General features: G+C 71.9%; 11 protein-coding genes. 6 read left to right on the forward strand and 5 right to left on the reverse strand.

Annotated elements, in window-relative coordinates:
* Positions 1-109 precede the first annotated feature (109 nt).
* Entirely contained in the window at positions 110-1,891 is a 1,782-nt protein-coding gene (locus tag ACIGXP_RS34655; protein WP_399775266.1) for a cellulase family glycosylhydrolase, read from the forward strand.
* Positions 1,892-1,963: 72 nt separating this feature from the next.
* On the opposite strand, the gene ACIGXP_RS34660 is transcribed toward ACIGXP_RS34655, so the two are convergent.
* Positions 1,964-3,217, reverse strand: coding sequence for a YncE family protein (locus tag ACIGXP_RS34660; RefSeq protein ID WP_399775209.1), 1,254 nt, complete (start codon positions 3,215-3,217; stop codon positions 1,964-1,966).
* Between the two features lie 151 nt (positions 3,218-3,368).
* Here ACIGXP_RS34660 and ACIGXP_RS34665 point away from each other — a divergent pair, with 151 nt between their 5' ends.
* Complete coding sequence (locus ACIGXP_RS34665; RefSeq protein WP_363220017.1) at positions 3,369-4,031, forward strand: TetR/AcrR family transcriptional regulator; 663 nt, start codon at positions 3,369-3,371, stop codon at positions 4,029-4,031.
* Between the two features lie 155 nt (positions 4,032-4,186).
* The gene (locus ACIGXP_RS34670) at positions 4,187-5,212 is read left to right on the forward strand and encodes an alcohol dehydrogenase (protein ID WP_399775213.1); all 1,026 of its coding nucleotides are present in this window, start codon (positions 4,187-4,189) and stop codon (positions 5,210-5,212) included.
* 93 nt (positions 5,213-5,305) lie between these two features.
* On the opposite strand, the gene ACIGXP_RS34675 is transcribed toward ACIGXP_RS34670, so the two are convergent.
* Complete coding sequence (locus ACIGXP_RS34675; protein ID WP_399775217.1) at positions 5,306-6,550, reverse strand: glycosyltransferase; 1,245 nt, start codon at positions 6,548-6,550, stop codon at positions 5,306-5,308.
* 105 nt (positions 6,551-6,655) lie between these two features.
* Positions 6,656-7,519 (reverse strand): DUF429 domain-containing protein, encoded by an 864-nt coding sequence (locus ACIGXP_RS34680; protein WP_399775220.1) that lies wholly within the window; start codon positions 7,517-7,519, stop codon positions 6,656-6,658.
* 58 nt (positions 7,520-7,577) lie between these two features.
* Here ACIGXP_RS34680 and ACIGXP_RS34685 point away from each other — a divergent pair, with 58 nt between their 5' ends.
* The 3 genes from ACIGXP_RS34685 (at position 7,578) to ACIGXP_RS34695 (ending at position 8,828) form a co-directional block, all read left to right on the forward strand.
* Complete coding sequence (locus ACIGXP_RS34685) at positions 7,578-8,006, forward strand: hypothetical protein (protein WP_399775223.1); 429 nt, start codon at positions 7,578-7,580, stop codon at positions 8,004-8,006.
* Between the two features lie 245 nt (positions 8,007-8,251).
* Positions 8,252-8,617, forward strand: coding sequence for a hypothetical protein (locus ACIGXP_RS34690; protein ID WP_363220022.1), 366 nt, complete (start codon positions 8,252-8,254; stop codon positions 8,615-8,617).
* 61 nt (positions 8,618-8,678) lie between these two features.
* Positions 8,679-8,828, forward strand: coding sequence for a hypothetical protein (locus ACIGXP_RS34695; RefSeq protein ID WP_399775226.1), 150 nt, complete (start codon positions 8,679-8,681; stop codon positions 8,826-8,828).
* A gap of 137 nt (positions 8,829-8,965) precedes the next feature.
* On the opposite strand, the gene ACIGXP_RS34700 is transcribed toward ACIGXP_RS34695, so the two are convergent.
* The gene (locus tag ACIGXP_RS34700) at positions 8,966-9,331 is read right to left on the reverse strand and encodes a hypothetical protein (protein ID WP_399775229.1); all 366 of its coding nucleotides are present in this window, start codon (positions 9,329-9,331) and stop codon (positions 8,966-8,968) included.
* Positions 9,328-9,744 (reverse strand): cbb3-type cytochrome c oxidase subunit I (locus ACIGXP_RS34705; RefSeq protein WP_399775232.1); only part of this gene is annotated, 417 nt, incomplete at its 5' end. The genes ACIGXP_RS34705 and ACIGXP_RS34700, both read right to left, overlap by 4 nt.

A 9,744-nucleotide genomic window follows, 5' to 3' on the forward strand; every position in this document is an offset into this window, starting at 1 on the left:
GGCACTGGCCTATTAGCGGGGTGGGTGTGGGGTGGGGGGGGGGGCGGGGGGCGGGCCCGGGGGGGGGGGGGCCCCCCCCCCCCCCCCCGCCACCCCGGCCCTCCCCGCCATCACCCCCGGCCTCCCCTCCGGCTCCCTCTGGTTCGACGGCGCCCCGCTCACCGTGCAGGGCGGTCGTTTCACCGACGGCCAGGGGCGTGAGATCGTCCTGCGCGGCTACAACGTCTCCGGCGAGACCAAGCTGGAGGAGAACGGCGGCCTGCCCTTCGCCTCGGTCGCCGACGCCCGGAAGTCCGCGACCGCGCTGCGTGCCCTCGGCGGCGCCAACACGGTCCGCTTCCTGCTCTCCTGGGCGCACGCCGAACCCGTACGCGGCCAGGTGGACACCGGGTATCTCAACGCCGTCACCGAGCAGATGCGCGCCTTCCTGGACGCGGGCATCCGCGTCTTCCCGGACTTCCATCAGGACCTGCACTCCCGCCATCTCTTCACCGGCGGCAGCTGGTACACGGGCGACGGCGCCCCCACGTGGGCGGTTCAAGAGGGGAGTTACCCGGCCGAGTCCTGCGGCATCTGTCTCTTCTGGGGTCAGAACATCACCCAGAACGCCGCCGTGCAGCAGGCACAGCACGACTTCTGGCATGACACCCACGGCCTCCAGGACGCCTTTCTCACCACCGCCCGGACGACCATGACCTACCTTCGACAGCACCTGAGCAGCGCGGAGTTCGCCGACATCGCCGGCTTCGATCCGTACAACGAGCCCTACGCGGGCTCCTACGACTCCGGGCAGACCTCCCGCACCTGGGAGAAGGACCTGCTGTGGCCGTTCTACGCGAAGTTCCGCGCCGGTATGGACGCCGCGGGCTGGCAGGACAAGCCCGCCTTCGTGGAGCCCAACCTCTTCTGGAACGCCAACATCTCCACCCAGAAGCAGGAGGGCGGCCTGCTGGACGCGGGCACGCTCGGCCCGGGGTATGTCCTCAACACCCACTTCTACGACCAGAAAGCCATCTCCGGCATCCTGATGTGGGGCAAGGCCGCCGACGGCCAGTACGCCTCGGACTTGTCCGCAGTCCGCGACCGCGCCGCGGCCGCCGGCACCGCGGCCGTGGTCAGCGAGTTCGGACACCCGCTGTCCGGCACGGTGTCCGACAAGGCGCCGACCGTCCTCAAGGCCATGTACCAGGCCCTCGACTCCCGCCTGCGGGGCGCGAGTTGGTGGACCGCCCCGGCAGCCTCCGGCCCGGTGCTCTCCGGCACCCAGTGGCAGTGGGACCTGTACAACGGCCGGCACCACGAACTGATGAACGGCAACCCCGACAAGGTGCGCACCTCCGGCGACGCCTGGAACGACGAGGACCTGTCCGCCGTACGCCTGGACGACTCGGGGAACGCCACCCTGCGCCAGGACGCCCGGCTGCTCGACCGCCTCTACCCGAGCGCCACGGCCGGTACGGCCCTCGCCTTCACCTACGAGGACCGCTCCCGCGACGGCTCGACGACCCTCACCTGGAACCCGGTGCCCAGCTCCCTGCCGAACGTGGCGAAGCTGGTGGGCTCCGGCCAGTACGGGCTGCTGGTCTGGCGCTCCGGCGACGGCACCGCGCCCACCGAACTGCATCTGCCGGCGTCCTTCCCCACGGCGTCGACCACCGTCGTCTCGGACCTGGGCGCGGCTTGCGCCCCGCCCGCCTACAGCGGCTCCGCCACCCCGGTCGCCGTCGCCCCCGAGCCGGGCGGCACCGGCAGCCGCCGTCTGCTGCTCACCGGACACGACTCCGGAGTCCGGCACTTCGCGCTGGTGACCAACGGGGCCACGGCACCCTCGGCGGACCTGCTGGCCGCGGCCCGGTCGGAGCTGGCCGGGTGGACGGCGGCGCACTTCTGAGCGGGACGCATGTGCTGAGTAAGCCGTACGGCCCCCGGGAGGAGTGGGGTCGCCCCGGAGGCCGTACGGCGCTCAACTCCCGGCCGGGCCGGTCCAGTCGGCCTGGACGTGCCCCAGCCGGACGCGCTGGGGATGGTCGCCGACCGGCACGGACAGCACCTTCTGTCCGGTGGCGAAGTCGATGGCCGTGATCCGGTCGGCGCCGGCCTCCGAGATCACGCAGTCCTTGCCGTCGCCGCTCACGGTCGCCCAGTACGGCGTCGAGGCGGTGACGAGCGGGCCGACGTCGAAGGACGCCCGGTCGACCACGGTCGCGTAGTCGTCCATCGTCCCGGCGACACACAGCTTGGTGCCCTCGGGGTTCATCGAGATGCCGTGGTGGCGCGAGTCCAGCAGCCAGGTGGTGCGGTCCGGGTTCGTTACCGGGTTCTCCGGCAGCGTCTTGACTCGGGTGATCCTGTCCGCGGCGACGTCGTACTCCAGGAAGCCGTTGAAGAACGACACCTGGAAGTACAGCTTGGACCAGTCCGGCGTGAAGGCGGCGGGCCGGACCGCGTCGGAGAAGTCCTTCAGCCCGACCGCGTCCAGCCGCTGCCGCATGTCGATGGTCCTGACCTGCTTGAACGTGGTCGCGTCGACGACGGTGAGATGACGGTCGCCCTTCGTCCAGTCCCAGCCCGGGGCGTCGAGGGAGGTGGTCACCTCACCGATGGACATGTTCCAGAGGTACTTCCCGCCGTTCGTGAAGAAGTTCTCGTGCGGCTTGTCCCCGGTGCCGAACCCACCCAGTTCCTTGCCCGTGCCGATGTCCAGCACCTGCACCTCGTTCGCGGTCGACGCCGAGACCGCGACCCGGGTGCCGTCGGGCGAGAGTGCCATGTGGTCGGCGCGGTGACCTGCCACGGGGAAGCGCCAGTTGACCTTGCCGGTGGCCAGGTCGATGGAGACGACGTCGGCGAAGCTGGGCCGGGAGACGACCACGGACTTTCCGTCCGGGGTGGAGTACATGTCGTCCACGTACTGGTCGTGTCCCTCGCCGACCTCGTTGCGGACGGCCGTGTAGTAGATCCACTTGATCGGGTCGGCGTTGATCTCCGCCAGCCGCTCGGCCTTGTCCGGGATGACGTTGATCCGGCCGATCCTCGCGAAATCACCGACGGAGCGGATGACGTCGGCGGTGCCGTCCCAGTTGTCGCCGACGAACAGCACCTCGCGCAGGCCACCGGCGCTGCCGCCGGCGGCGGAGGTGGCGGTCGCGGGGGCGGCGACGGTCAGGGCGAGGGCGGCGGCCACGGAGCACAGGTGCCTGGTTCTGAAGGCAGGCATGACTGCTCTCTTTCCTCGGGGGAGTGTCGGGGGAATCTGAACACGGGCGCATTCACAGTGAACTTACTGAAAAGTAAGGAAGGGGCGGCCTACTCGACAAGATGTGTGCACGACAAGATTGGCTCACCGGCGGGGTGACGAAGGGGGAAGCATGACGGGCAGGCTCAGGGCGCCGACGCGCCGCTACGGCGGCAGGTCCGCGGAGGAACGGCAGGCCGAGCGGCACCGGCGCTTCCTGGACGCGGCCCTGGAACTGTTCGGGGACACCCCGGGCTACCGGGGCACGACGATCGCCGCGCTGAGCCAGGCCGCCGGCCTGTCCACCCGCCAGTTCTACGAGGAGTTCCGCACCCTGGAGGACGTCCTCGCCGCGCTGCACCTGGAGGTCAACGGCTGGGCGGAACAGGCGGTGCTGGACGCACTCGCCACGGCGGACGGGCTGCCGCTGGCCGAGCGGGCCGCCGTGCTCTTCCGTGCCTACGCCCGCGACGTCACCTCCGACCCGCGCCGCGTCCGCATCGCCTTCATGGAGATCGTCGGTGTCAGCCCGCGTCTGGAGGAGCAGCGCCTGGCCCGCCGGGCCCGCTGGATCGACCTGATCCGCGCCGAGGCGGACGCGGCCGTGGTGCGCGGGGAGGCGGCGCCCCGTGACTACCGCCTCGCGGCGGCGGCGTTCATCGGCAGTGTCAACGGTCTGCTGCACGACTGGAGCGCCGGCTGGGTGGACGCCACGCTGGACGAGGTGGTGGACGAACTGGTGCGGCTGCTGCTCGGCATGCTCCGGCCGGAGGGCTGGCGTCCCGCGGCCGGCTGACAGCGCCTCTTGCCGAGCGCGCCGGTGCAGGTCAGGGGGGCTCCGGGCGGCTCGGCGCGCGTGCCGGGCCGGGAGCTGGTCTGCTGGTGCGGGGGGCGTCGTACCCGAGTTCCGGACATCCGGCCGACGCACGCCGACACCGACGGGAGAACCAGATGAGTACCTATCGAGTCGCACAGGTCACCGCCGCGGGCGGGCCGTTCGAGCTGGTCGAGCGGGAGGTGCCGGAGCCCGGTCCCGGTCAGGTGCGGATCGCCGTGGAGGCCTGCGGCATCTGCCACAGCGACGCGCTGTTCGTGAACGGCGGTCTGCCGGGCGTGACCTTCCCGGAGGTCCCCGGACACGAGATCGCCGGGCGCGTGGAGGTGCTCGGCGAGGGCACGCAGGAAAAGGGCTGGCAGGTCGGCGACCGGGTGGCGGTCGGCTGGTTCGGCGGCAGCTGCGGCCACTGCACGCCGTGCCGCCGGGGCGACTTCATCGTGTGCCCGGAGCTGAAGGTCCCCGGCTGGGCCTACGACGGCGGCTTCGGCGAGAAGGTGCTCGCGCCGGCCGACGCCCTGGCCAGGATCCCCGAAGCGCTGGCGGCAACCGACGCCGGACCCATGGCCTGCGCGGGCGTGACCGTCTTCAACGGGCTGCGGCGCAGCTCCGCCCGGTCCGGCGACCGGGTCGCGGTGCTCGGCCTCGGCGGCCTGGGACACCTCGGGGTGCAGTACGCGGTGGCGCTCGGCTTCGAGACCGTGGGGATCGCCCGGGGCGCGGAGAAGGCCGACTTCGCCAAACGGCTGGGCGCCCACCACTACGTCGACAGCACCTCCGGCACCCCGGTCGCCGAGGCCCTGCAGTCCCTCGGCGGTGCGAACGTCGTGCTGGCCACCGCCGGGAACTCCGAGGCCATCACGGCCACCGTGGACGGCCTGGCGCCGCGCGGCGAGCTGGTGGTCATCGGGGCGGACATCGAGCCGATGGGCATCAACCCGGCCCAGCTGCTCATGGCCGGCCGGATCGTGCGCGGGCACCCGTCGGGCACCTCCCAGGACGTCGAGGACACCATGGCCTTCAGCGCCCTGCACGGAATCCGCCCGATGACCGAGACGGTCCCGCTGGACGACGCGAACGAGGCCTACCAGAAGATGCTCGCCGGCAAGGCCCGCTTCCGGATGGTGCTCACCAACGGCTGACGTGGCGGGGCCGGCTTGGCGGATGCCGCCGACGGCCGATCGTGCGGGCTGACCCTGCGGACCGGCTCGGAGGGGCAGGCTGAGGGCTGATCGTCAGTAGCCGAGCCGGTCCAGTGCCGCCAGGACCGGGGCGGCGCCGTCCTCCTCGCGGATGCGGGCGCCCAGTGAGCGCGCCCGCTCCCGGTACCCCGGGTCACGGGTGGCGCGTACCAGGGCGGAGGCCAGGGCGTCCACGGTCACCCGGCGCAGCGGTACGACGTCCGGGGCGACCCCCAGGGCGACCAGCCGGGCGGACCAGAACCCGGCGTCGAACTGCACCGGCACCGGCACGGCCGGCACCCCGGCGCGCAGCCCCGCCGCCGTCGTTCCCGCACCCGCGTGATGGACCACGGCGGCCATCCGCGGGAAGAGCAGCGCATGGGGCACGTCGCCGATCGTCAGCATGTCGTCGCCGTCCGCCGCGAGCCCGCCCCAGCCGCGCTGGATCACTCCGCGCAGCCCGGCCCGCCGCAGCGCCCCGACCACCTGGGCACTGAGCCGGCCGGCGTCCGGTACGGTGGCGCTGCCCAGGCCGACGAAGACCGGAGCCGGGCCGGCGTCGATGAACTCCCTGATCCGATCCGGGAGTTGCGCCTGCGCGTCGTACGGCCACCAGTAGCCGCTCACCGTGAGGCCCGGCCGCCAGTCCCGGGGCCGGGGCACCACCTGGGGGCTGAAGCCGTGGTGCACCGGCCAGTACCGCCGCTCCCGGGCCCGGCGCGCCGCACCGGCCCGCAGCGGGGGCAGCCCGAGCCGGTCGCGCACCGCGGGTACGGCGGCCGCGAAGACATGCTCCACGGCGAGGCTCACCCCGTGTCCGGCGAGCCGGTTGGCCGCCCTTCCCCACAAGCCGCCGCCGAGCACGGCGGGCGCGAACTCCCGCGTGGGCGCGAGGGGTTGGAGATAGACGCCCATGCTCGGCACCCGCAGCCCCTCGGCGATGGCGTGCCCGAGCGGGGCCAGCGAGGCGGACAGCAACAGCACCTCGGCCTCCCGGGCCGCCGAGAGCAGGTCCTCGGTCATCCGCCCCACCAGCCGCCGCGCCAGATCCACCACCCGCACCAGTTTCCCGGCGCCGCTGGCGCTGCGGTGCAGACCCCGGCCGCGCGGAGACTCCAGCTCCGCCCGCGGATCGACCGGCAGCGGATGGAACCGTATGCCGGAGCCCGCCGCCAGCGGCTCGAAGCGGGCGTGGGTGACCAGGGTGACCTCGTGTCCGGCCTGGACCAGCCGATGGCCCAGCCCGGTGTAGGGGGCAACATCGCCCCGGGATCCCGCCGTCGTGATCGCAACGCGCACGACGGCCAGTATGGCCGCATTCCGCCCCGCGCGAGCCCGTCCTCCAGGTCAACGGCCGGACCCCGACCACGGCCTCCTTCACCGGCTCCGCTTCGCAGTCGGCTCTCACGGATGCGGTCGGCGGCGCAGGACGGCGAGATCCGTGCCGGGCAGGTGGATCCAGCCCTCCTGCCGGGCTGCCGCGTGTTCGTCCGCGGAGCGTGGCCGCAGCGTGTCCCCGACCAGGACGGCGCGGGCGACCAGTGCGCAGACCAAGGCGTCGAGATGGTCGTGGCTGTCGACGCACGTCGTACGCACCGTCTCGGGCAGAGCCCAGCCCAGACCCGCCTCCAGGGAGCGGACGATGTGCTCCCGGACGGCACGCGCTTCGGGCCCTGGAGTCTTGTAACTGCGGCCGAGGCGAATCCCCCAGCGTCGCAACGCGGCGGCGGGGTACACCTCGGCGACCGGCCCGGACCCGTCCCTGGGCACGGGGACGCCCGACGTCGCGAGCGCATCCAGAAGATATGCCGCTCGCAGCGCCACGACACCCAGCAGGTCGGTGGACACCGACAGCGGCGGCCGCATCGAGGTCGCCTTCCAGGTGAGGTCGTCGGTCAGCCGGAACCGCAAGGCGTCCAGACCGGGCTTCCCGTCGGCACGGTCCTCGAACCGGACGGGAGCCGGCAGCCGACCACCCTGGTGGTGGGCCAGAACCGTGGCCACGAAGCTCGACGGCCAGCCGAGGGGGCAGTCGAGCCCGGTCTTGTCGGCCGCCCGGACCACGGCGAGCAGCTGCTCGTCCTGCTCCGGGACGACGAACTCCACCGCCAAGCCGCCCTCGGGTCCCCAGACCACCCGGCACACGGCCGTCCGCCGCGCACGGGCGGCCAGATCGACGCCGACCGTCACCGTCTGTCGTCCCGCCATACCTGGATCTTCCCGCAGCAACCCGGGCAGGTGCTGCTCCTCCTGTGAGGGCCGTGCCATGCGCGCGAGGATGGAAACAGGCAATCCCATACCGACTCACAGGAGAGGAGGAGACGGGATGGCTACGGCAGCTCAGACCGTGCTCGAACCTACCGAGCGGGTACGGGCCCAGAAGAAGCAGTCCGAAGCCGCTCTGACCACGATGGAGCCCGCTGCGCGGGTGCGGGCGCAAAGGGGCCTGCACAACACCCCGACCAGGCGAGTGTCCACGGTGCCTGCGCGGGCTCAGCAGAAGGCGTCCGAAAAGGCGCATCCTGACGGCGCGGGGATCCACCTGCACACCCGCACGTTCCACCCTCCGATCACGATCCCGTACCCGAGCGTCGAGAAACTGCCCGGCGGCCTGGAGAACCTGCCCGCACGCGACCTGGTCTTCTACGGGGGCCTGGGAGCGCTTGCGGTGGCGGGCGCTCTTGAGTGGCCGGTCGCGCTGGCCATCGGCGGAGCCACCTGGCTGGTGCGCGGCAGGCGAAAGGAAGGACGCTGAGGCGGAGTCGACGCAGATCACCTGGTGCTCGGAGCCCGTCCGGCCTCGGCCGGCCGGGCTCCGGCCGGTTTCTGGTGGCCCCGCCCGGATGTGCCGGCGGCCTGCTGCATTGGCATCACCGATGTCACCGGGTCGGGGGACTGCGCCGCCGACTGCCAGGCCGGACATGCCGGTAAGTGTGACTATCACCTCAAGGTGACAAGGCGACTCCCGGCCGTCACCACAGCTGGCAGGAGGACCAATCGATGAACGTTGCCCTGAAGCGTCTGCTCGGCGTCACCGCAGCGGTGGCCACGGGCGCCACGGCCCTGCTCGGCACGGGCGTCGGCGCGGCCGGCGCCGCCGACAGAGTGCACTGCGCCCGCGCCGAACGGCCCATATGGATCGACGACCCCAGCCGCAACATGACCGGCCACGGTTGCAGCTTGCCGGAGGACAAGCGCCGCTGGTACACCGTCGAGATCGACACCCTCGTACAGCCGCACCACAGGACGGAGTATCTGAACGACAGGCCGGATCGGACCGAGACCCTGCATGACAGAACCATCAGATGCCTGGGTTACACCACCAGCAACGGCACGGTGAACTGGTTCGGCTGCGTACCCGACTGACACACGTCCGTGCTGCCTGCGGATCTGGTGACCCACGCCGGGCGCGGACCTGCTCAGTGCGATGGCCACTGCTCCGGTCCCGCCGGGCGAGGAGCCCCCGAGCGACGACGAGTTGGCGGTTCTCGCCTCCTGTCTGCTGCTGGTCCGGCCCGAGGAGCGGGCCGCGCTCGTGCTCGGGCGGAGCTGGAGAGCACGGTCACCGGCTTGCTGACCCGCTTCCCCCGCTTGCGCCTCGACAGCGCCCCCGACGACATCCGATGGGACGCGGACACCATCCGCCGCTTCTCCTGAGACTGCCGGTCACCTGGTGAATCCCCGACGGGCCGGTGGACAGGCAGACCGGCCGTCTCAGCCAGGCCAGTGTCCAAGGGCAACTGCCTGAGCGGCGGCGAGCACCAGCAGGACCGTCGCCGCCGGCAGCGCACAGCTCAGCACGCACCAGGCCACCAGCCGTCGGCGCAGTGCCCGGTATCTCTCCTCGTACGTCCGCTGCAGCTCCGCGGCGCGGTCGGCGGTGCGACGCCATGACGTACGGGCCAGCGACAGGTACTCGATCTCCAACTGCCGCTCCAGGCATTCGTATTGGTCGTCCGTGAGCCAGCCCAGCCGGGAGGCGACCCGGACCGCCGCCGTACGGCCCTCCTCCCGGGCGGCGGCCAGCAGCAGATGACCCTCGATCTCCCGGACGAGGGCCGACTCCTCCTCGGCGGTCATCGCACACTCAACTCCTTGTCACCGAGAGCCGTTTCGGGGTGGTGCAGGTCGAACGCCGGGGATTCGCTGCGGATCCGCGGCAGGGTGACGAAGTTGTGCCGCGGCGGCGGGCAGGACGTCGCCCACTCCAGCGAACGGCCGTAGCCCCACGGGTCGTCCACGCCGACCGGCTTGCCGTACTTGGCCGTCTTCCAGACGTTGTAGAAGAACGGGAGCATGGACGAGCCGAGCAGGAACGAGAAGACCGTCGAGACCGTGTTGAGCGTGGTGAGCCCTTCGGCCGCGAGATAGTCGGGAATCCGGCGCTGCATCCCGTTCGCGCCCAGCCAGTGCTGGACCAGGAAGGTGCCGTGGAAGCCGACGAAAAGCGTCCAGAAGGTGATCTTGCCGAGCCGCTCGTCCAGCATCTTGCC

Origin of the sequence: Streptomyces sp. NPDC053069 (assembly GCF_044546895.1) — a bacterium.
GTDB lineage: Bacteria > Actinomycetota > Actinomycetes > Streptomycetales > Streptomycetaceae > Streptomyces.

Excerpts from the sequence above, each read along its gene's own strand:
- ACIGXP_RS34685 (WP_399775223.1), top strand. The coding sequence starts at position 7,578 with ATGGCTACGGCAGCTCAGACCGTGCTCGAACCTACCGAGCGGGTACGG.
- ACIGXP_RS34665 (WP_363220017.1), top strand. The coding sequence starts at position 3,369 with ATGACGGGCAGGCTCAGGGCGCCGACGCGCCGCTACGGCGGCAGGTCC.
- ACIGXP_RS34670 (WP_399775213.1), top strand. The coding sequence starts at position 4,187 with ATGAGTACCTATCGAGTCGCACAGGTCACCGCCGCGGGCGGGCCGTTC.
- ACIGXP_RS34695 (WP_399775226.1), top strand. The coding sequence starts at position 8,679 with ATGGCCACTGCTCCGGTCCCGCCGGGCGAGGAGCCCCCGAGCGACGAC.
- ACIGXP_RS34700 (WP_399775229.1), bottom strand. The coding sequence starts at position 9,331 with ATGACCGCCGAGGAGGAGTCGGCCCTCGTCCGGGAGATCGAGGGTCAT.
- ACIGXP_RS34660 (WP_399775209.1), bottom strand. The coding sequence starts at position 3,217 with ATGCCTGCCTTCAGAACCAGGCACCTGTGCTCCGTGGCCGCCGCCCTC.
- ACIGXP_RS34680 (WP_399775220.1), bottom strand. The coding sequence starts at position 7,519 with ATGGCACGGCCCTCACAGGAGGAGCAGCACCTGCCCGGGTTGCTGCGG.
- ACIGXP_RS34690 (WP_363220022.1), top strand. The coding sequence starts at position 8,252 with ATGAACGTTGCCCTGAAGCGTCTGCTCGGCGTCACCGCAGCGGTGGCC.